Here is a 20,819-nt window from a genome sequence, read left to right as displayed (position 1 = left end):
TAAGAGCTCCCGAATAAGTCTCTACATCCAAGAATAAGTCATCTGTCAGATATAGTCTGTTTTTAGAACGTGAAGATAGACATTGATATGAAAAGGGGCAAATGGGAGATAAGAGGGGGATTTCATGGTGAGTACAATAGCTAAAAAGCGGGGGTTTGGCGCTGTCTTATGGGATTACTTAACGACGGTTGACCACAAAAAAATTGCCATACTATATTTAGTGGCAGGGGGATTTTTCTTTTTAATTGGTGGCCTGGAAGCGATGATTATCCGTATTCAGCTAGCCATCCCTGAAAATGATTTTGTGAGTGCAGGGTTTTACAATGAAGTCATGACGATGCATGGAACAACGATGATTTTCCTTGCAGCAATGCCGCTTTTATTTGCATTAATGAACGCGGTTGTACCCATTCAAATTGGTGCACGTGACGTAGCGTTTCCATTTGTGAATTCACTTGGTTTTTGGTTGTTCTTTTTCGGAGGAATTTTCTTAAACCTTGGATGGTTTATGGGCGGAGCACCTGATGCAGGCTGGACTGCCTATGCGTCGCTCACGCTGAATTCAGAAGGGCACGGCATGGATTTCTATATTTTAGGGTTGCAGATAGCGGGTATTGGTACGCTAATTGCCGGAATCAACTTTCTTGCAACGATTATTAATATGAGAGCGCCAGGTATGACGTATATGAGAATGCCGCTCTTTACCTGGACGACGTTTGTGGCATCTGCACTAATTTTATTCGCATTCCCGCCGCTGACAGCAGGACTTGCGATGCTGATGCTTGATCGAATGTTTGATACGAGCTTTTTTAATCCAGAGCTCGGCGGAAATACAATCATCTGGGAGCATTTGTTCTGGATTTTTGGACACCCAGAAGTGTATATCTTGATTTTGCCGGCATTTGGGATTTTCTCTGAGATCATTCCGGTGTTTGCAAGAAAAAGATTGTTTGGTTATTCGTCCATGGTGTTTGCGACTGTATTAATTGGTTTCCTTGGATTCATGGTGTGGGCGCATCACATGTTCACAACAGGACTTGGTCCAATTGCCAATGCGATCTTTGCCGTAGCCACTATGGCGATTGCGGTGCCAACTGGAATTAAAGTGTTTAACTGGTTGCTCACCATATGGGGCGGTAATGTGAAGTTTACAACGCCGATGCTATATTCAGTTGCGTTCATTCCGTCATTCTTACTTGGCGGTGTAACCGGCGTCATGCTTGCAGCAGCAGCAGCGGATTATCAGTTCCATGACACGTACTTTGTTGTGGCGCATTTCCACTATGTCATTATCGGTGGTGTGGTCTTCGGTATTTTAGCTGGTGTGCATTATTGGTGGCCGAAGATGTTTGGGAAAATACTGAATGAGAAGCTTGGGAAAATTGGCTTTGTGCTGTTTTTCGTCGGTTTCCATTTAACGTTCTTTATCCAGCATTTTCTCGGTCTTTGGGGCATGCCGCGCCGAGTCTTTACATTCTTGCCAGGTCAGGGTCTAGACCTTGGGAACTTGGTCAGTACGATTGGGGCACTGTTCATGTTTGTAGCAGTTGTGATCATGCTGATTAATATCATCTGGACGACAGCAAAAGGAGAGCGTGTATCGGGCGATCCTTGGGGAGATGGAAGAACGCTTGAATGGGCAGTATCTTCACCTCCGCCAGAATATAACTTTAAGCAGCTGCCTCTTGTACGGGGACTTGATCCATTATGGATTGAGAAAATGGATGGTAAAAAAGGAATGACAGCATCTGAACCGCTCGATGATATTCACATGCCGAATAATTCCATCTTGCCTATCATTATCTCATTCGGTCTATTTGTGTCAGCGTTTGGTTTTATGTATCGTCAAGAACACAGCTGGGGTCTACCGGTGATCTTCATTGGTCTTGGGATCACGTTTGCGACCATGCTCGTTCGCTCTCTTAAAGATGATCATGGATACCATATTCACAAAGAAGATTTGACGGATGACGATGACAAAGGGGTGAAAGCATAATGGAACCACAAAAAATGACAGCGGAAACCTTTCCGGCTTCTCCTGAGAAAGCCACGTTAGAAGGAAAGAATAAGTTCGTCGGGTTCTGGTTGTTTCTTGGGGGAGAAACGGTCCTGTTTGCATCTTTGTTTGCCACTTATTTGGCGCTGAAAAATTCAAATGCAGGCGGCGCAACAACAACTGAAATGTTTGACCTCACACTTGTCTTTATTGCCACAATGCTTCTGTTAACGAGCAGTTTAACGAGTGTGTATGCTATGTATCATATGAAAAACTTTGCCTTTAAAAAAATGCAGCTTTGGCTAGGTGTAACCGTTCTTTTAGGTGCTGGATTTTTAGGGGTAGAAATTTATGAGTTTTATCATTATGTGCATGCGTATGAATTTACCATTACGAGCTCTGCACTTGGCTCTTCCTTCTATACGCTTGTTGGAACACACGGGGCTCACGTCGCATTTGGACTTTGCTGGATCACCGCTCTGATGATTCGGAATATGAGACGCGGACTCGATTTATACAATGCACCAAAATATTATGTGGCGAGCCTTTATTGGCACTTCATTGATGTTGTGTGGGTCTTCATCTTTACCGTTGTATATTTAATGGGAATGGTGGGATAAGAATGGGAAATAAAAACACAAATCAGTCCAAAGTCGATCTTGTCTATCGGAAAAAGAAAAATGCCGAAGAAATGAAGCATCAGCTCATTTCTTTCGGCTTGATGATTGGTTTAACGTTTGTTGCCTTTTTAACAATCGCCTCTGAAGATGTCGGAAATTGGTTCGCTGTCCCTTTTATTTTACTGCTTGCAGTGATTCAGGTAGCTTTTCAGCTTTATTATTTTATGCACATGAACCAAAAAGGGCATGAAACACCCGCGTTGTTTCTTTACTCAGGTGTGTTTGTCGCGTTTATTACCGTTTTAGCCTTTTTGACCATTATTTGGTGGTAAGCTCGCTTTGCCCTTGAAGGAGGCGCAGCAATGGAAAACTTAGAGATATTTGGATTTCGTGCATTATGGAGTCCTTACTATTTGACATGTATTGTAGTAGCAGCCGCTTTTTATCTGCTTCTCGTGACGAAGGGCAAGCACCGTGCGACGGTGAAAGAGAAAACGCTATTTCTCACGGGGCTTGTGTTGCTTTATGCAGTGAAGGGGAGCCCGATTGATTTAATGGGGCATATTATGTTCAGTGCGCATATGGCGCAAATGGCAGTGCTCTATTTGGTCATCCCGCCGCTTCTTATTACAGGTTTACCTGCGGCGATTTGGGAGCGGATCATTCAAACACGGGGCATTCAGCCGATTTTCCGCTTGTTTTCTAAGCCGTTGATTGCCTTGCTCGGATTTAACGGGTTGTTTTCGCTGTATCATATTCCGCTTGTGTTCGATTTTGTCAAAACAGATCCGTTTTATCACGCATTGATGACGGTTGTCATTTTTATCGCTGCCTTTTTCATGTGGTGGCCGCTTGTCCATAAAGTGCAAAGTCAGCCGCAGATTACGGGCATTTTAAAGCTTGGATATATTATGGCAGATGGGATTTTAATGACACCTGCCTGCGCACTCATTATGTTTAGTGAAGCGCCTATCTATGCCACTTATTCAGATGCCGGCGCATGGATACAAGCACTGCACCTATGCGTACCGAGTGATATGCTTGCTGGTCTTGCGCTTACAGGACCTGACATGTTTCATACATTGCCGCTGCTAGAAGATCAGCAGCTAGGTGCTATTTTGATGAAAATCATTCAAGAGATTGTATACGGATCGATTCTTGCTGTTGTCTTCTTTGACTGGGCGAGAAAAGAAAGAGCGAAAGATGCCGTACCAGATGCGCTCATTCCGAAATATGAATAAATGAAAAGCACAGCCGCAGGGGCTGTGCTTTTTATGCTTCAGCAGTTATCGCTTCTAGTTTTTCTTTTAATTGGTTCAGCGTTTTTTTGCTGGATTGAATAAGAGATTTAGGGAAATCTTCGCCTTCTCCATATTCAACACCATGCGGATAATAGTGTTTTCCAAGTAAAGGTGTCAGCAGCTGGATGTGGGCTTTTTTGGAGCCGACATCTCCCTCAGTGGCGTAGCCAGAGATCCGTAAGTAAAACGTCCCCTCAACCATGTTATACTTCCTGTCGTACGTCACACGCTCATAATCCCATTGATCGGCTCGTACAAATCCTTCACTTTCCATAATGAAATCCAATTTATTTAAGTCAGCTGATACCTTTTCAATCCCCGTACCTTCAAACTTCACCCAAAACCCCTCCTTATAAAAATTCCCTTTACTGACAATCATAGTATGAAAGCGTTAAACTTTCAACTGTGAAAGGTATGTTCTTTTATAAGCTGGTTACAGTAATAAAGAAAATAACGGATGGAGGAATCAACGTGAAAACGAAAAAAATCAAAGATATCATGACGAAAAAAGTAGTGACGTTGCAAAAGGACGACAATGCGTATGAAGCGGCAGTCAAAATGAAAGATGCTGACATTGGTGCCATCCCAGTAGTCGATGGGGATCAGCTTGTTGGTATTGTCACAGACCGCGACCTTGTACTTAGAGGTATTGCTGAGAAAAAGCCGAACTCACAAGAGGTTGGTGCCATCATGACGAAGGAAGTTTTGACAGCTGAAGAAGATGCAACCCTAGAAGAAATTGTCCGGTTGATGTCAGAACATCAGCTCCGCCGTATCCCGGTTGTCAAAAACGGGGCACTAACAGGAATCGTAGCCCTTGGGGATTTATCAGTTGAAGATTTATCAAACGATCGTGCAGGTGATGCTCTGACGGAAATCTCTCAACAAGACCAGGATCATGGCCAAGGATTTCTTCATTAGGAGGGGCATATTTTAAATTCGTGTTAAATAGGCTGTATTGTCGTTGATAAATGGAGCAAGTTTTGTTTAAATGACAGTAGAAGGTACTTTTTGTACCTTGCCAATTTAACGGAGGTGTTTATTTGAAAACTGTGCTGAAAACACTCTTCATCCTCCTGATTATATCTGGAACGTACGTTCTGTTTATTCAATATGGATCTTCACCAGAAAAAGAAAACAGCAATGAGCCGAAGGTGTCTAATGAAGAAACATCTAGCGATAAGCCGATCAACATTCCGAAAAAAGGGCTCATGTCCTTTATGGGGAAGTCTTCAAACGAAGTGCTTAAACAGCTAGGGGAACCAGATCGCATTGATCCTTCCGCATATGATTATGACTGGTGGATATACAATCAATCGAAGAAACACTATATTCAAGTAGGGGTAAAGGACAGTAAAGTGGTGACCTTGTTTGCGACAGGGGATGGGCTGAATGTTGAGCCGTTTAAAATCGGTCAAGCCACAAGTGAAGTATTTAAAAAAACACAAATCGCTCCTTACATTCATGTAGAGGACGAGGGAAATTCATATCGCTTTGAATTCTCAGAAGATGATATGAATACCAGGCCGACGGTGAAAGTGGGAGATGATGTGTATGTCCAGCTCTACATGGATAAGTTTGAAAGCACTCTTTCGAGTATTAGAGCCTTTAACGCAGATACATTTGTCAAACAAAAGCCGTATGAAGTCGTTTATCGAGGTCAATTAATTGAACCTGAGGCGATATCAGGCGAAAAGTGGAAGGATATTGAAGCGTCGAGTCAAAAACAAATTTTTGATATGACCAATATTATCCGCCATAAGTACAAACTACCGACCTTAAAGTGGGACGATGAAACCTCTGAAGTGGCATTCATGCATAGTGAGGACATGAAAGATCATCATTATTTCTCCCATGAATCTAAAAAGTACGGCACGCTGAAAGATCGGTTAGAAAGAGGCGAGGTCGCATTTCAGCTTGCGGGGGAAAACATTGCGTATAATTATGTTGATGGCCCTGCAGCTGTAGAAGGCTGGCTGAATAGCGAAGGTCACCGGAAGGCATTGTTAAATCAAGACTACACGCACCTTGGCGTTGGTGTGAAAGAAAAGTACTATACACAAAACTTCATTAAGAAAACGTCTTAATCCTCTAAACAGCTGCGCACAGATGGCGGCTGTTTTTTTTATGAAAAGGGCTCACCAAAATAGACCCAGATGTATATAGTATAGTAGGCATTTGTATGGGGGGTGAGGATATGACAAATAAGCAAAAGCAAACATCCATTGATGAATTTAAACAGTTCGTCAGACGCCATCCGAAATTAATCCAAGAAGTGCAGACGCAAGAAAAAAGCTGGCAAAGTTTATACGAGAATTGGGTCATGTTTGGTGAGGAAGATGATATGTGGTCTCCTTACCGGCAAACACAAAAGGAAGAAGCAAAAGAAGAAAAAGCCGCTAAGCAAAGTGAACCGGGAAAAGCAGATTTTATGTCTAAAATGGTTTCTGCAGTGAAAAAAATGGACGCTGATCAAATGAATGAACAAATTAATAAAATGAGCCAGTCTATTTCCTCTTTACAAAGCTTACTCGGTCAATTTTCATCAAATGGCTCAAAGAAGGGTTCATCTGGAGGCAGCCAGCACCCATTCTCCTTCAGGAAAGATTAATTGAAAGGGGATGCTTTTGGTGCGGAGAGAAGTACAAGAGTTTGTCATGGCCGAAGAGGATCGAATCAAATTCATCAGGCAGCGCCCACTCTGGTATAGACAGTTAACGCGGCATCCTGAAAATGTCACTTCGTTTGAATTAGATAAAATGAACTTTTACGAAAAAACCATTCCTCATCGTGTGAGCCAGTTGAGCAATAGTGTCCAAATGGCTGAAATGATGATTCAGATGTTCCAAGCAATGCGCAATCAAAATGGAGCCGGGTGAGGCTTTTTTTGAGTTGATTAAGATGTCTATTTCATGAGCATCCTATGAAAGTAGACGAAAGGAGAATCAGAACATGAAATGGATGCTGTCAATATGCGCATTGCTTTTTCTTCTCACCGGATGTCAAAGTCAACATGATCAAGAGCAAGTAACTAGGCAAGAACCAGCAATACCAGTCATGCAGCAGACGCAAAGTGAAATGAAGCAGCAAGGCTTTTTAAAATACAAAGTGCAGGGATCTGTTGTGTATATAGAAAGTACACTTCAAGATTTTCACCTTGAACCTTCACCACTGAAAAAGGATAAGAAGGCGGGGTATTTTACTGTGTATGTAGACGGGAAACGGGCAGGCAATGAGTATACTGCGGCGTTTGTGGTCAAGCACCTTTCAAAAGGAAAGCATAAAATGACCGTTGTGCTAAATTCTCGTCACCCTGAATATAAGCAGAAAAGAGAGACGTGGGATGTATTTGTCACGTAAAAGCATTTTCTGATCCATAGGTTTCGTGGTAAACTATGAATTGGAGGTGCAACATTTATGTATGCGACAATCGAATTCGTGGAGCTCCAAGAGGAAGCAAATCAATTGGCTGCCATGATTCTTCAGTCGGAGGAGGCTGAACATTACCGCAACTGCTTTAAGCGTCTCCAGCAAGACGAAGAAGCCCAACAAATTATTGCCCATTTTACAAAAGTAAAAGAGCAATATGAAGATGTGCAGCGGTTCGGCAAATACCATCCGGACTATAGAACGATCTCAAAAGAAATGCGTGAGGTCAAAAGAAAGCTAGATCTTCACGATACAGTGGTTGATTTCAAAAAAGCAGAAACAGCGATTCAATCCATCTTAGATGAGATTAGTATTGAAATCGGGCAAGCTGTATCAGCATATATTAAAGTTCCAACAGGAAACCCATATTTTGATGGTCTATCATCATGCGGCGGTGGCTGTGGATCAGGAGGCAGCTGTGGCTGTAAAGTATCTTGACGAGACTTGAACGTCTCGTCTTTTACATAATGAACGGAAAGAATTGAAAAGCGGCAGGTGAAAAGATGGATACCAAACGTCAAGGGATGGTCGTTTGGCTGCATTCGTTAAAGCAGTCAAAAGCGCTAAGGAAATTTGGGAATGTTCACTATATTTCAAGGAAAATGAAATATGCAGTGATTTATTGTGATATGAATGATCTTGAGCGCCACATGGCAAAGCTCAGTTCATTGCCATTTGTAAAACGTGTTGAGCCTTCCTATAAACCTTTTATTAAATTAGAGTACGAATCGAAATTGGACAAAGCAAAAGAGTATGATTATAAGGTGGGCTTTTAAAGACACAAAAAAACCCCCGCGGCATCACCCGCGGGGTCCTTCTATTCTTAATGATTCATTAAGGAGAAGGCAAAGGGAGAGGAGAAACCGGAGGAAGAACTTATGGGGAAACGTAAGTCTTCTCCGCGGTTGGCAACAGCACCACATCAGATGCTGTTAACAGTAGTATGACCCTCTCTTTTGTGATCTATACATAGAAAATGAATGGAATTCAGTGCATTGTCCCATGTGGAGTGGATATGGTAAGATAATGTTGAATTTTTTGTCATCAAACAATATTCAATAGATGCAAGCAGAAAAAGTGGTGGAAAAATGAGAGTGATTTCTGGAACAAAAAAAGGCCGCACGCTGAAAGCCGTACCCGGCCAATCAACAAGACCAACAACAGATAAAGTAAAAGAATCCATTTTTAATATGATTGGACCGTATTTTGATGGGGGATGGGCCCTTGATTTATTTGCTGGAAGTGGTGGTTTAGGAATTGAAGCGCTTTCTAGAGGATTCGATCATTGTATATTTGTGGATCGAGATATGAAGGCGATTCAGACGATTAAAGGCAACTTGAATCAATTGTCGCTGATGGATCAAAGTGAAGTGTTTCGAAATGATGCAAACCGTGCACTCGCCGCTGTAGTGAAGCGAGAAGAATCTTTTCAAGCCATCTTCCTTGATCCGCCGTATAAAGATCAAAAGTTGAAAGCACTTCTTGATACGATTGATGAGCATTCCTTATTAGCAGATGATGGCGTCATTGTGTGTGAGCATGATAAAGATGTGACACTGCCAGAGGAAGCAGGACAGCTGCATATCTCAAGGCAGGAAATGTACGGAATGACTGGCATTACGATCTATAGAAAGCGGGGAAATTAAAGCATGGGGAATATAGCCGTTTGTCCGGGTAGCTTCGATCCAGTCACATTGGGCCATTTGGATATTATCAAAAGAGGGGCGAAGATTTTTGATGAAGTATATGTGTGCGTCCTCAATAATTCGTCAAAAAAGCCGTTGTTTACTGTTGAAGAGCGATGTGAACTCATTCGTCAAGCAACAAAGGAGCTACCAAATATCAAAGTGGAATCCTTTCATGGACTGCTCGTTGATTATGCGAAACAAAAAGAGGCGAAAGTCATTTTACGCGGACTTAGAGCGGTGACGGACTTTGAATACGAGATGCAAGGGACATCAATGAACAAAGTGTTGAATGATGACATTGAAACGTTCTTTATGATGACGAATAATCAATACTCCTTCTTAAGTTCAAGCATTGTTAAAGAAGTAGCGAAATATCATGGATCAGTCAAAGAGCTTGTACCGCAAGAGGTCGAAGCTGCGCTGAAAGAGAAATTTAATGGATGAGTGCATTGTGCACTCATCCATTTTTTAATTTCTGATAATAGAGTGCAATATACACGATCAGACTGAACAAGGTGATGAGAGGACCAGCAGATACAAGCTGATTCCATAACACGCTGCTAAACATCACGACTTGCTCGCTTGTTTCAAATGCCCCTGCTGGAAGCGCCATGTCTGCTTTAGAGACATAAAGGGGTTTGAATAACAAAAAGGCAAAGACGGCTGCGTAAATACCGTGAAGCAAACGGGCGAAGAAAAACGGTTTAAAGCGTATATCGGTTGCTGCCAAAATCCCAGCTACCTGAGCTTGAACGGAGAATCCGCTAAATCCTAAAATAAAGCTGACCACAATTGTTTTAGCGAGCAGGGAAACCTCTTGTGACCCTGTGAGCTGACTTCCTAATGTGATTTCAAATAGACCCGCAATCATGGCTAGATCTAATTCCGGCGGAAGGTGCAGCGTTTTCAGTATAGAGCCGATCCCGATAGAGAGAAGATCTGTTACATGAACGACAGCGAGCATTTTACTAAAGACAGAAAATAAAATGATAAAGCCGCCAATCATAAAGAGCGTTTGAACAGATGACATGACAGCGTCACTTAATATTTGGCCAAGTGGTCTTTTTTCTGCGAGTCTTGCCGTATGAAGAGCGCTGAATGCTTCTCGAATTGGAGGCAATAAAAATCCTTTTCGGCTTCTGAGGTGCGCATCATGACGTGCTTTATATCCGCGCATCGTCACCCCAACCGCGAGATTTCCTAAATAATGTGCACAGGCTAACACAATGCCTAAAGCTGGGTGATGAAAAAATCCTACAGCCACTGCTCCAAAAATGAACAAAGGGTTTGAAGAATTGGTAAATGACACAAGGCGTTCTGCTTCAATTCTTGTCAGCTGTCCTTCCTGCCGAAGTCTTGTCGTCAATTTAGCGCCAGAAGGAAAACCAGAGGCCATTCCCATCGCTAATACAAAACCGCCGACACCAGGCACCCGAAAGATAGGCCGCATAAATGGCTCTAATAATACGCCGACAAATCTGACAATCCCGAAACTGATTAATAGCTCGGACAAAATAAAAAAAGGTAGCAGCGATGGAAAAACCACTTCCCACCACATTGCAAGTCCATTTTTCGATGCTTGCAAAGAGGCTTGTGGATGTGTTATCACAGTGGCTGTTAAAAAGATAAAAAAAGCAGCGATGAACAGAGTGTTCCATTTTTTCATGGAGATGTCGCCCCTTGCCGTTATAATCTATTGGCGAGCTCGTGATTAAAGAAAAAGAGATGCTAGCCGAGCCTGTCTTCTATTACTATACGATGAGAAGGGGCATGTTTAGACCTATAGATTCGTATATATGCATAGAAAGAGGAGGGTGGATTCATGAAACGACCGATTATCGGGCTTGCGCTGGGCTCCGGGGGTGCCAGAGGGATGGCGCATATCGGGGTTTTATCTAGTCTTGAGAAACAAGGAATTCAGGTGGATATGATCGCAGGAAGCAGTATTGGTGCTCTTGTGGGGAGCTTTTATGCGGCAGGACAAGACGTAGAAAAAATGAAAAAACTTGCACTTGTCTTCAGAAGAAAGTATTATGCTGACTATACACTGCCAAAAATCGGTCTGTTAAAAGGAAATCGAATTTTGCAGCTGATTCACACGTTTACATATGGGAAGAATATTGAAGAAATGCGCGTGCCTCTTGCGATTGTCGCCTGTGACCTTCAGACAGGGGAGAAGGTTGTGTTCAAAGAAGGGTCTGTCTCACAAGCAGTCAGGGCAAGCATTAGCATTCCGGGTGTGTTTGTTCCGCATGAAATAGGCGGCAGGCAATTGGTGGATGGAGCGGTAGTGGACCGCATTCCTGTCTCTGTTCTCAAAGAAATGGGGGCAGATCTCATTATCGCCTCTGATGTATCAAGGGTGAAAAAAACAGAAAAGGCAACGAGATTATCGGATGTCATTATGCAAAGTTTGGACATCCTTCAAAATGAATTGGTTCGTCACCAAACCATTCATGCAGATCTCATGATTCGGCCGAAGCTCGAGACCTTTAGCTCTAGTGCGTTTACACAGGTTCAAGAAATGATTGAAGCAGGTGAACTCGCCGCCGACCAACTAAAAGGAAAACTGAAAGATGTCATTGATAAATGGGAGTGTTAATCGAATGAAAAAATTAAATATTCGCTGGCTCAGCTTTTTTGCTGTTGTTCTAGTCTTATTTGGCTTAACTTTTGTGAAACTGCCCTATTACGTCACAAAGCCAGGTGATGCCACAGAAATTGCGCCACACATTCAAGTAGACGGAGGATATGGCGAGAAGGGCAGCTTTTCTCTTATGACCATTAAAGTAGGTCCAGCCAATCCATATACGTATTTGCTTGCAAAAATGAACAAGTATGACGAAATCGTTCCAGAAGAAAATATTAAAGCGGACGGAGAGTCTGATGAGGATTATATGAAACGGCAGCTGCAGCTCATGAAAAGTTCTCAAGAAAATGCGATGATTGCCGCTTATACAAAAGCGGGAAAAAAAGTAGATTATACGTTTAATGGGGTATATGCGAGCTATGTGATGAAAGGAATGCCTGCATATGGGAAGATTGAAGTTGGTGATAAGATCAAAAGTGTCGACGGCCATACATACGAGTCAGCAGATAAAATGGTTTCGTATATCAGCAGTAAAAAAGCAGGCACGACTGTCCGTTTTGTACTTGAACGTAATGGCAAAGAAATCACGCAGAACGTGACGTTAAAACCATTTAAAGAAGAGCCAAAACGAGTGGGAATTGGCGTATCACTATTTACAGACCGTCATGTGAAAGTGTCTCCTTCTGTGAAAGTGGATATTGAAAACATCGGCGGTCCATCGGCTGGTTTAATGATGTCACTTGAAATTTACAATCAGCTGACAAAAGAAGATGAAACACATGGCTATGCGATCGCAGGAACTGGAACGATTGATGCAGATGGTACAGTCGGACCGATTGGCGGAATTGATCAAAAGGTTGTTGCAGCAGACAAAGCAGGGAAAGACATCTTCTTTGCACCGAATGATAAAGGTGACCCAAACTCTGACTACAAAAATGCAGTCAAAACAGCAAAAGATATTAAAAGTGATATGAAAATCGTTCCTGTGGATACCATGCAGGACGCACTAAACTATTTAAACAAATTAAAAGAGAAAGCATCATAAAAAAGAGCAGCCTGCAAATCAGGCTGCTTTTTTCTATCAAGATGAAAAGAGTCCGCTCTCTTCATCATATCGAATCGGTGATGTTTTAAACTCTGCTTTCGTTAATTCTGTTTGCATGGGTTCACAGATGGGAAGGCTGAACACCCTTGAAGCGCGAATATCAAGATCAAGGGCGGGATGTGAAAAGGAAGACAGTTTACTCACAAGTGGTACATCCAACTCTTTTTTTACAAGAGACAGGTACTGTTGTCCTTTCCTTGTCATTCCAAGTAAACGAATATAGGGCGCTTTTTTCTCTTCAAGCAGCTCGTGCATCGTCTTTTTCTTCACGTTCATTAATAGATGCGTATTCATCCGCTGTAACCTTGTCCACGTATATCGTTTTGTTTTGACAAGTGATAGATACTCCTCGTAGGAAGACGCATGTGTCATGGCTTTTTGCATGCGGTGTTCAATGCCTTCTTCAATTTCATAGATGCCCTCTAGTTCACTCGTATCCATTGTATGAAAGACATGTTTCAGAAAGCGAAAATAGGCTTCTTGCGTATGTAAAAGACCATATGAAGAATGATAGTCGTGTAATTGCTTTAAAGTAGCGTCCGGGAGGTAGGGCGTGACTGCTTGAAATGAGCTCTGTTCTTTTAAAGCTTTTCGGATACTTGTGGCGCTTGCGATTTTTTGGTTGTCAGGTAGTTCTTCATCATGATAATCAGATGCAATTCTTTGAGACGTAAAAGGCTGCATGTGAGGAGCTCTCTCTAAGATGGCTTTAACATAATGAAAGCCTAAAATGTTATTTGGTTTGGACAAATCCAGTAAGTGTTCAGAATGAATGACTTCTTGAAACGCACCTGCTGCTGCTGCGGGATAACTAAGACCTTCTTTCACCTTTTCTTTTGTGAAAAGGTCAATCTCTGCCTTTTTTTCATACCAAGCGTGTGCTGTGCGCTCAAATGCGTTGATCTCTCCATCCTCACTGCCGAAAAAAAGAGAATGGCATTTTAATGCATCAAGGATGGACACAGCGCCATTGGCGAAGGTTTCTGCCTTTTGTACGGCATATATGTATGGAAGCTCACACACAATGTCTACGCCGTTTTGCAGTGCCATTTTTGTGCGTGCCCATTTTGAGACGATGGCAGGCTCCCCGCGCTGGAGGAAAGAACCGCTCATGACGGCAATGGCAACATCTGAGGAGGTTTGTTTTTTCGCCTGATTCACATGATAGGCATGCCCATAATGAAATGGATTGTACTCGACAACGACTCCCACTGCTTTCAATAGATGTTCCGCCTTTCTTGCTATGGTTAAATGGTCTGTGCTACAGTAGCATAAGGGAAAAATGAAGACCATTTTTTTCAGTTTAGGCATTCCGAGAACTGATGTCAAACAGCCCTTTGACGTCATGAAGGACTGTAAAGAAAAAATATTGACAAATAGCATGATGAAAGCTATAATCATGTTTGTTGCTCTTAGAGGTGATACAATTGAAATGGACAGTTTATCAGTTACATCAAAAAGCTAAAAACAGCTTCGATTTTCATGAGACGGTTGACTTAAATGAACTTACTAGCCTTCATTCAGATATACGTCGTATTTCACCAGTAGAGGTGAAAGGGACTGGAGTGATCGAATCAAAGCAAGTCGCATTTGATTTAACCATCACAGGTGAAATGACATTGCCTTGTTCAAGAACGCTTGTTGATGTAAATTATCCATTTGCGATTTCAACAAAAGAACTATTTGTACTTCATAAGACAGACGATATAGAAGATGAAGACGTATCTGTTGTAGAAGACGATATCATCGACTTAACGCCTATAGTCAAGGAAGAAATTCTTCTTGAAGTGCCCATGCAAATCTTTTGCGACCAAGCTGATGTAAAAGGTGCTGCACCACAGGAAGGGAATGACTGGGCGGTCATTTCGGAAGATGCACATCAAAACCGAATTGATCCTCGTCTGGAAGGCTTGAAGAAGCTCTTAGAAGAAAATAATGAATCTTAACTCTTTAAGGAGGTGGGAATAATGGCTGTACCTTTTAGAAGAACTTCTAAAATGAAAAAAAGATTGCGTCGTACGCATTTCAAACTACAAGTACCTGGTATGGTAGCTTGCCCAGAATGCGGTGAAATGAAAATTTCTCATCGTGTCTGCAAATCTTGCGGAACATACAAAGGCAAAGACGTAAAAAGCAACTAATGCTTGATAAAAAAACGTGAGGGAATCTTCCCTTGCGTTTTTTTATTGATCTATTTTTTAGGTTTCTCTCCTGCAAATAGTCTATCTACTCTAGTAAGCGCATATGATGTGGTATTCAGATTCAGGGGGGATGATGAGTTGACGATTACACGGCAGGACGCATGGACACAAGATGAAGATTTACTTTTAGCAGAAGTTGTCTTAAGGCATATCCGAGATGGAGGTACCCAGCTTTCAGCATTTGAAGAGGTTGGAAAAGCATTGTCAAGAACAGCAGCAGCATGTGGATTCAGGTGGAATTCTTACGTCAGAAAGCAGTACCAGGCAGGCATTGAGCTTGCCAAAAAACAGCGAAAAGAACTGCGTAAAAAAATTGGTATCCATTCTTCGGGTTTACCGCAGCATGCGTTCACCATAGAAGAGAAGGCATCTTCTGATCAGACTGAACTGACGCTTCGAGAAGTAATTCGGTTTCTAGAGCAGCTTGAGAAAGAACCATCTGGTCCAGCTTATTTACGGGAGGAGCTTAAAGATGCACAGCATCAATTAAAATCACTCACCGAAGAAAATGAACAGCTGAAACGTCAATTAAAAATGACAGAAGAAGATTACCGGGCACTTATTGGTATTGTTGAAAGAGTCAAACAGAATATCAGCTTAAAAGATTACGCAAAATAAGAAAACGCCCCTCACAGATGGAAAGAGGGGCGTTTTCTTATTGATTAAAATGATTAAGCGGACTCACCTGTGTTCTTTTGAATATGTGCAGGCTCCCAAATGAGTGGGTTTTCTCCTTTATCGCGTTCCATATCATATTTCACCGCTTCAAAGCCCATTTTATCCCAAAAACCGGCAGATTTGACGCGTGGATTCGTTCGAATTGGAAGGCCAAAAGATTTTGCGAAATCAACAAGTGCTTCGCCGTATCCTTTACGCTGATATCCTGGCAGCACTTCTAGCTTCCACAGCTCTAGATAATCATGATTATGGTCAAAATACGTCGTCGTCGAGCCATCTACTTGATAGAGGCTCATACGTGCCACAAGCTTATCTCCAAAGTAAATCCCATAAAATGGAGAGTTGCTGTCATTTTCAATCATATTACTTTCTAGGTCTTCAAGCATGGAAAGTTCTTGTATGCCATATTCCTTGAATTGTTTAAATTCCTCTAATGTTTTGTAGTTAATCAGAAGACGTTTTACTTGTGTCATGTGATCTTCCCCCTTACACACATAATGTCGACAGTGATGTCATTGAAGGCGTTTTCATCCCATCCGCCTAAAAAAGTTTTTACACTTATTATTATAGTTTTTTAATTAAAAAAATTCAATCATAGCGCGTTATCTGCTTTTTGCATCGTAGCACGAAACTGGTAAAATAGTTGATAACATGAAGTAAACAGAAAAAGGGAAGTGCGGCAATTGAAAATTGGAATCATTGGCGGTGGTGCGATTGGTCTGCTTTGTGCCAGTTATTTATCAGAGCATCATGACATCACCGTCTTTACAAGAAGAAAACAGCAGGCAGAAGAAATTCGAGCATTAGGCATTGAACGAATGGTAAGAGGGGAAACCATTCAATCAGCTGTTGGGGCCGATACGGGAGTCAAAGGAATATTTGATTTGCTGATTGTGACAGTGAAGTATCATCACCTGCAAGATGTTCTAAGTGAATTATCAGGACTGCCTCGTCAGCGGATCTTATTTTTGCAGAACGGAATGGCCCACTTATTCGATTTAAAGAACTGGAAAGCGGCACATCAGTTATATATTGGTGTAGTAGAGCATGGCGCAATGAAGGTGTCTGATCGCGCAGTAAACCATACAGGAATTGGTGTCATCAAGTGGGGAGCATTTCTGCATGAGGAAAAAGGACCTATGAGTAGTGAACTGTTAACGGGCGATTTTCAAATGGTTTATACAGATGAATGGAAGAAAGTACTGGAGGAAAAACTGCTCGTCAATGTGTGTATTAATCCGTTGACGGCTTTATTACATGTGAATAATGGGGAATTGGTATCGAACCCGTCATATGAACATATGATGACATGTGCATTTGAAGAAGCGGTTTCCATTCTAGGATTGCTTGAGAAAGATCGTCTATGGGCTCATGTGCAATCAATTTGTCATCAAACGGCTGCCAATCAATCGTCGATGCTGCAAGATATCGTCAAAGGCCGCCAAACTGAAAGAAAAGCAATCATTGGCTACCTTTTAAAAAAAGCTCAAGGTCAAGGGATGACGCCGCCATTCCTCACTTTCTTGAATAGAAGCTTGGAAGTATTGGAAAAAAAGCAAACAAAATCTTTTGAGTGAGCTCATTTACATGCTATACTTTTTTCGGGAAACTAACTATTTATTGAAGAAAGGAAGTTCTAAACATGCAATTGACTGAACTTTCCATCCGAAGTCAGAATTTATTCATACGTGATTATATAGAAGAAAAAAAAGAGATGACTGCTTTTTTTGATTATGATATACATTCTGAGCACACATGGAAAAAGAGATACGACGATCTCATGGAAAGGAGCTTCCCGCGCGAGGCTTTAGCGGATTATATGAGCGCATATCATGCGAAATTTGATTCGGCTGCGATGCGTGAGAATATTGAGAAGATCCGTGATGAACGGAGCGTCATGGTGGTTGGAGGACAGCAGGCAGGCTTACTGGCAGGTCCGCTTTATACCATACATAAAATCATTTCCATTATTCAGTTTGCCAAAGAAAAAGAATCAGAGCTTGGCGTTCCTGTTATTCCGGTCTTTTGGGTAGCGGGTGAAGATCACGACGTAAACGAAATTAACTTTGTGTACACGTCTGGCGAAAAAGGCCCAGTCAAACAAAAGCTTCCATTACATCATGTGAAAAAAACAGCTGCGAAAAGAACACCTCTCCACCAAGAGAAAACAGAGAGATGGCTTCGTGATGTATTTTCAACCTATGAGGAATCTGCTTACACCAATGACTTGTTTGATCAGCTTCTTCGATGTTTACGCAAATCAGAAACGTTTACTGATTTCTTTGAGTGGATTGTTTGCGATCTATTTGAAGAAGATGGACTGCTGTTATTGAATTCAGGAGACTTCGGCGTGAAGCCACTTGAACGTACGTTATTCAAGCAAATTGTGGAGTCAAGTGATGCGATCGTAGCTCGCTTAAATAACACGCAGGCTGCCATGGAACAAGCAGGGTATCAGCCGATTATTGAAGCTAGTGACCAACAAGCCAACTTGTTTTACGAATATGATGATGAGCGTTTCCTCATTGAAAAAGAGAATGGCCAATTTTCTATATCAGAAGTGGGGCTTACTTGGACAAAAGATGAGCTATTACAGGAAGTCGAGGAGCACCCAGAGCGGTTTAGCAATAATGTGGTGACACGTCCATTGATGCAGGAAACCCTTCTTCCAACGCTTGCTTTTATGGCTGGACACGGTGAAGTGAACTATTGGGGTGAGCTGAAAGGCATCTTCGAGTACTTCGATGTCAAAATGGCACCCGTTCTTCCGAGACTGCACGTCACCATTCTTGAACGTCACATTGATAAGAAGCTGCCGATAAGAGAATTGTCGGTTGAAGAAGTGCTGACAAAAGGCGTGAAAGAAAAGAAGGATGCGCACTTTCAGCAAAGTCTTCCAGACAGCTTCGTTCAATCAGTTCAACATGCCAAACGTGAATTAGCGAATGTTCACGAGGCCATGAGACAAGAAGCGCTAGAGATCGAACCAAGCTTTGAACAGCTATTAGATAAAAATGCCAAATTTATAGAAGACCAGCTTCAATTTGTTTATCAAAAGGTTGCAAAGCGTGTGGAAGAGAAGGAAGGATACATCCTTCGAGATTTTGAACGAATTGAAAATAGTTTAAAACCACTCGAAGCACCACAAGAAAGAATTTGGAATATCATGTACTTTTTAAACAAATATGGTCCAGAATTCTTCAAAACGTTCAAAAATCTGCCATTTTCATTTCAAAACAAGCAACAAATTGTCAAACTTTGAAATAAAGTTTTAATGAACCCTGACTAGTTCAGGGTTTTTTTTTATGTAGAAACAGTGTAAAATAAGTTTTGTGGAGAGAAGTGGTGGATAGTGGAGAGTATGGGTGAGAAAGTGGGGCTCTGATATCATGTTCATGGGTGAATACCAACATACGATTGATACAAAAGGGCGCATGATCATCCCTGCTAAATTTAGAGACGGTCTCGGAGAACAGTTTGTGCTGACGAGAGGGCTTGATCAATGTTTATTTGGCTACCCTATGAGTGAGTGGAAACTAATTGAAGAGAAACTCAAAGCACTGCCGCTAACGAAAAAAGATGCACGTGCGTTTACCCGGTTCTTCTTCTCCGGCGCAGTTGAATGTGATCTGGACAAGCAGGGGCGCATTAACATCGCATCCAACCTACTCCAATATGCAAAACTCGAAAAAGAATGTGTGGTCATCGGCGTTTCAAATCGAATTGAGTTGTGGAGTAAGTCGATCTGGGAACAATATACAGAAGAGCAAGAAGATTCTTTTGCTGAAATTGCTGAAAACATGATTGGATTTGATATATAATAATCCCTTGTGCAGCAAGCTTTCTACACATTCATTTCTATTTGAAAAAGGTGGGACCATATCATCATGTTTCAACATGAGACAGTATTATTAAAAGAAACAGTTGACGGTTTAAACGTCAAAGAAGACGGTACATATGTGGACTGCACGCTAGGCGGCGCAGGTCATAGCTCATATTTACTATCTCAATTATCAGAAAAAGGTACATTGATTGGGTTTGACCAAGACGATGCTGCACTGGATCATGCACGAGAGAAGCTCGCACATGTTAAAGCGAACATTCTTTTCATAAAAAGCAACTTCCGATATTTAAAAGAACGTCTGAATGAACAAGGAATTACAAGCGTAGACGGTGTGATTTTTGATCTTGGGGTTTCATCACCTCAGCTTGACACACCAGAGAGAGGCTTTAGTTATCACCATGATGCACCTCTTGACATGCGAATGGATCAAACCGCTGCTTTGTCGGCAAAACAAGTGGTGAATGAATGGCCATTTGAAGATCTAGTTCGGATTTTCTACAAATATGGGGAAGAAAAATTCAGCAAGCAAATCGCACGCAAAATTGAAGAAGCCAGAAAAAAAGCGCCAATTGAAACAACAGGTGAGCTTGTCGACATTATTAAAGAAGGAATTCCCGCACCTGCAAGACGAAAAGGCGGACATCCAGCGAAAAGAGTATTTCAAGCGATCCGAATTGCCGTAAATGACGAATTGAAAGTATTTGAAGAAGCACTAGAACAAGCAATAGAGTTACTCAATCCGAAGGGGAGAATTTCTGTCATTACATTCCATTCACTTGAAGATCGGATTTGTAAAAGTACATTTAAAGAAATGTCTTCTCTTCCAGAACTTCCGCACGGACTACCAGTGATTCCAGAAGGACTTGAACCAAAACTGAAGCTGATCACGAGAAAACCAATCGTTGCATCAGAACAAGAGCTGGAACATAACAACCGTGCCCGTTCAGCGAAGCTCCGAATTGCAGAAAAAAAGTAAACGACACCATAGATGATGATAAAAAGGAGGTTTCTTATGAGTAATTTGGCTTACCAAAGAGAAGTAAAGCAACATCAAACCGAGCAACAAGGTCAATCGGTTGTGATTAGAAGAAGAGGTTCTATTACACTTGGTGAAAAAATCTTACTTGTCATGTTTGTCATGGCTCTCATGTGCAGCTCGATCCTCATCATTTCGAAAGCCTTTGCTGTTTATCACGCAAATATCGAAGTGCAGAAGCTAGAACAGCAAGTGTCATTAGAATCGAAAAAGATCACCGAACTGCAAAAGGAAAAAGATTTACTAAGTGAACCAGAGAGAATCATTGAAGCCGCTAAAAAAGCGGGCTTAAGCATATCGAAAGATGTTAAGAAGGTCGATTAACATGGCG

27 protein-coding genes are annotated in these 20,819 nt (G+C 41.8%); 23 read left to right on the top strand and 4 right to left on the bottom strand.

Translation table 11 applies throughout. The features are described from left to right. Positions 1-124 precede the first annotated feature (124 nt). The 4 genes from ctaD to ctaG are packed head-to-tail and all read left to right on the top strand — an operon-like array spanning position 125 to position 3,857. Positions 125-1,996: a cytochrome c oxidase subunit I gene (gene ctaD / locus FBF75_RS02250; protein ID WP_007499823.1), complete on the top strand. Its 1,872-nt coding sequence runs from the start codon at positions 125-127 to the stop codon at positions 1,994-1,996. Then, positions 1,996-2,616 carry a cytochrome c oxidase subunit III gene (gene ctaE / locus FBF75_RS02245; protein ID WP_007499822.1) on the top strand — a complete coding sequence of 207 codons (621 nt, stop codon included), beginning with the start codon at positions 1,996-1,998 and terminating at the stop codon, positions 2,614-2,616. The genes ctaD and ctaE overlap by 1 nt, the downstream gene beginning before the upstream one ends. Before the next feature lie 2 nt (positions 2,617-2,618). Further along, positions 2,619-2,948, top strand: a complete 330-nt coding sequence (gene ctaF / locus FBF75_RS02240) for a cytochrome c oxidase subunit IVB (RefSeq protein ID WP_003211520.1) — start codon at positions 2,619-2,621, stop codon at positions 2,946-2,948. A gap of 30 nt (positions 2,949-2,978) precedes the next feature. After that, positions 2,979-3,857: a cytochrome c oxidase assembly factor CtaG gene (gene ctaG / locus FBF75_RS02235; RefSeq protein ID WP_008345036.1), complete on the top strand. Its 879-nt coding sequence runs from the start codon at positions 2,979-2,981 to the stop codon at positions 3,855-3,857. 31 nt (positions 3,858-3,888) lie between these two features. Here the strand turns inward: ctaG and FBF75_RS02230 are convergent, their stop codons facing one another. Then, positions 3,889-4,254: a YugN family protein gene (locus tag FBF75_RS02230; RefSeq protein ID WP_008345035.1), complete on the bottom strand. Its 366-nt coding sequence runs from the start codon at positions 4,252-4,254 to the stop codon at positions 3,889-3,891. 161 nt (positions 4,255-4,415) lie between these two features. Between FBF75_RS02230 and FBF75_RS02225 the strand changes: the two genes are divergently transcribed. The 9 genes from FBF75_RS02225 (at position 4,416) to coaD (ending at position 9,478) form a co-directional block, all read left to right on the top strand. After that, the gene (locus tag FBF75_RS02225) at positions 4,416-4,838 is read left to right on the top strand and encodes a CBS domain-containing protein (RefSeq protein ID WP_034646433.1); all 423 of its coding nucleotides are present in this window, start codon (positions 4,416-4,418) and stop codon (positions 4,836-4,838) included. A gap of 122 nt (positions 4,839-4,960) precedes the next feature. Further along, positions 4,961-6,004, top strand: coding sequence for a CAP domain-containing protein (locus FBF75_RS02220; RefSeq protein WP_008345031.1), 1,044 nt, complete (start codon positions 4,961-4,963; stop codon positions 6,002-6,004). 110 nt (positions 6,005-6,114) lie between these two features. Continuing rightward, positions 6,115-6,528, top strand: coding sequence for a YlbD family protein (locus FBF75_RS02215; RefSeq protein WP_017367184.1), 414 nt, complete (start codon positions 6,115-6,117; stop codon positions 6,526-6,528). 19 nt (positions 6,529-6,547) lie between these two features. Continuing rightward, positions 6,548-6,796 (top strand): YlbE-like family protein, encoded by a 249-nt coding sequence (locus FBF75_RS02210; RefSeq protein ID WP_017359376.1) that lies wholly within the window; start codon positions 6,548-6,550, stop codon positions 6,794-6,796. 73 nt (positions 6,797-6,869) lie between these two features. Then, positions 6,870-7,277, top strand: coding sequence for a hypothetical protein (locus FBF75_RS02205; protein WP_035392159.1), 408 nt, complete (start codon positions 6,870-6,872; stop codon positions 7,275-7,277). A gap of 57 nt (positions 7,278-7,334) precedes the next feature. Beyond that, positions 7,335-7,784 carry a regulatory iron-sulfur-containing complex subunit RicF gene (ricF, locus tag FBF75_RS02200; protein WP_017359375.1) on the top strand — a complete coding sequence of 150 codons (450 nt, stop codon included), beginning with the start codon at positions 7,335-7,337 and terminating at the stop codon, positions 7,782-7,784. A gap of 65 nt (positions 7,785-7,849) precedes the next feature. Further along, positions 7,850-8,122 (top strand): YlbG family protein, encoded by a 273-nt coding sequence (locus tag FBF75_RS02195; protein ID WP_008345023.1) that lies wholly within the window; start codon positions 7,850-7,852, stop codon positions 8,120-8,122. A 312-nt stretch (positions 8,123-8,434) separates the two neighbouring features. Beyond that, positions 8,435-8,992, top strand: a complete 558-nt coding sequence (gene rsmD / locus FBF75_RS02190; protein ID WP_007499805.1) for a 16S rRNA (guanine(966)-N(2))-methyltransferase RsmD — start codon at positions 8,435-8,437, stop codon at positions 8,990-8,992. Between the two features lie 3 nt (positions 8,993-8,995). Beyond that, positions 8,996-9,478 (top strand): pantetheine-phosphate adenylyltransferase, encoded by a 483-nt coding sequence (gene coaD / locus FBF75_RS02185; RefSeq protein ID WP_007499803.1) that lies wholly within the window; start codon positions 8,996-8,998, stop codon positions 9,476-9,478. 13 nt (positions 9,479-9,491) lie between these two features. Here coaD and ylbJ read toward each other — a convergent pair whose 3' ends face one another. Continuing rightward, positions 9,492-10,700, bottom strand: coding sequence for a sporulation integral membrane protein YlbJ (gene ylbJ / locus FBF75_RS02180; RefSeq protein ID WP_048001591.1), 1,209 nt, complete (start codon positions 10,698-10,700; stop codon positions 9,492-9,494). Positions 10,701-10,856: 156 nt separating this feature from the next. On the opposite strand from ylbJ, the gene FBF75_RS02175 reads away from it, so the two are divergent. Both FBF75_RS02175 and FBF75_RS02170 read left to right on the top strand, forming a co-directional pair. Beyond that, positions 10,857-11,636 carry a patatin-like phospholipase family protein gene (locus FBF75_RS02175; RefSeq protein WP_017367186.1) on the top strand — a complete coding sequence of 260 codons (780 nt, stop codon included), beginning with the start codon at positions 10,857-10,859 and terminating at the stop codon, positions 11,634-11,636. A 4-nt stretch (positions 11,637-11,640) separates the two neighbouring features. Next, positions 11,641-12,669: a SepM family pheromone-processing serine protease gene (locus FBF75_RS02170; protein ID WP_017359372.1), complete on the top strand. Its 1,029-nt coding sequence runs from the start codon at positions 11,641-11,643 to the stop codon at positions 12,667-12,669. Between the two features lie 36 nt (positions 12,670-12,705). Here the strand turns inward: FBF75_RS02170 and FBF75_RS02165 are convergent, their stop codons facing one another. After that, on the bottom strand, positions 12,706-13,950 hold the full coding sequence (locus FBF75_RS02165) for a nucleotidyltransferase (protein WP_025207289.1): 1,245 nt from the start codon (positions 13,948-13,950) through the stop codon (positions 12,706-12,708). A 206-nt stretch (positions 13,951-14,156) separates the two neighbouring features. Between FBF75_RS02165 and FBF75_RS02160 the strand changes: the two genes are divergently transcribed. The 3 genes from FBF75_RS02160 (at position 14,157) to gerR (ending at position 15,548) form a co-directional block, all read left to right on the top strand. Next, positions 14,157-14,675, top strand: coding sequence for a YceD family protein (locus tag FBF75_RS02160; RefSeq protein WP_008345010.1), 519 nt, complete (start codon positions 14,157-14,159; stop codon positions 14,673-14,675). A gap of 21 nt (positions 14,676-14,696) precedes the next feature. Beyond that, positions 14,697-14,870, top strand: a complete 174-nt coding sequence (rpmF, locus tag FBF75_RS02155; RefSeq protein WP_008354700.1) for a 50S ribosomal protein L32 — start codon at positions 14,697-14,699, stop codon at positions 14,868-14,870. A 138-nt stretch (positions 14,871-15,008) separates the two neighbouring features. Continuing rightward, the gene (gene gerR / locus FBF75_RS02150) at positions 15,009-15,548 is read left to right on the top strand and encodes a sporulation-specific transcriptional regulator GerR (RefSeq protein ID WP_017359370.1); all 540 of its coding nucleotides are present in this window, start codon (positions 15,009-15,011) and stop codon (positions 15,546-15,548) included. Between the two features lie 53 nt (positions 15,549-15,601). Here gerR and FBF75_RS02145 read toward each other — a convergent pair whose 3' ends face one another. Then, a complete protein-coding gene (locus FBF75_RS02145) occupies positions 15,602-16,081 on the bottom strand; it encodes an N-acetyltransferase (protein WP_007499784.1) in 480 nt (159 codons plus the stop codon). A gap of 210 nt (positions 16,082-16,291) precedes the next feature. Between FBF75_RS02145 and FBF75_RS02140 the strand changes: the two genes are divergently transcribed. From FBF75_RS02140 to ftsL, 5 genes are all read left to right on the top strand, one after another. Continuing rightward, positions 16,292-17,185 (top strand): 2-dehydropantoate 2-reductase, encoded by an 894-nt coding sequence (locus FBF75_RS02140; RefSeq protein WP_136944399.1) that lies wholly within the window; start codon positions 16,292-16,294, stop codon positions 17,183-17,185. 65 nt (positions 17,186-17,250) lie between these two features. Then, the gene (bshC, locus tag FBF75_RS02135) at positions 17,251-18,870 is read left to right on the top strand and encodes a bacillithiol biosynthesis cysteine-adding enzyme BshC (RefSeq protein ID WP_136944398.1); all 1,620 of its coding nucleotides are present in this window, start codon (positions 17,251-17,253) and stop codon (positions 18,868-18,870) included. Between the two features lie 127 nt (positions 18,871-18,997). Further along, positions 18,998-19,429 carry a division/cell wall cluster transcriptional repressor MraZ gene (gene mraZ / locus FBF75_RS02130; RefSeq protein ID WP_003211163.1) on the top strand — a complete coding sequence of 144 codons (432 nt, stop codon included), beginning with the start codon at positions 18,998-19,000 and terminating at the stop codon, positions 19,427-19,429. Positions 19,430-19,495: 66 nt separating this feature from the next. Next, a complete protein-coding gene (gene rsmH / locus FBF75_RS02125) occupies positions 19,496-20,428 on the top strand; it encodes a 16S rRNA (cytosine(1402)-N(4))-methyltransferase RsmH (RefSeq protein WP_035392149.1) in 933 nt (310 codons plus the stop codon). Positions 20,429-20,464: 36 nt separating this feature from the next. Then, complete coding sequence (gene ftsL / locus FBF75_RS02120; protein ID WP_008344998.1) at positions 20,465-20,812, top strand: cell division protein FtsL; 348 nt, start codon at positions 20,465-20,467, stop codon at positions 20,810-20,812. The last annotated feature ends 7 nt before the right edge of the window (positions 20,813-20,819 follow it).

This window comes from Bacillus sp. S2(2019) (assembly GCF_005144805.1).
Lineage (GTDB): Bacteria > Bacillota > Bacilli > Bacillales > Bacillaceae > Bacillus > Bacillus altitudinis.
Note: the sequence above shows the minus strand (reverse complement) of the source record. Positions and strands in the feature narration are given on the sequence as shown.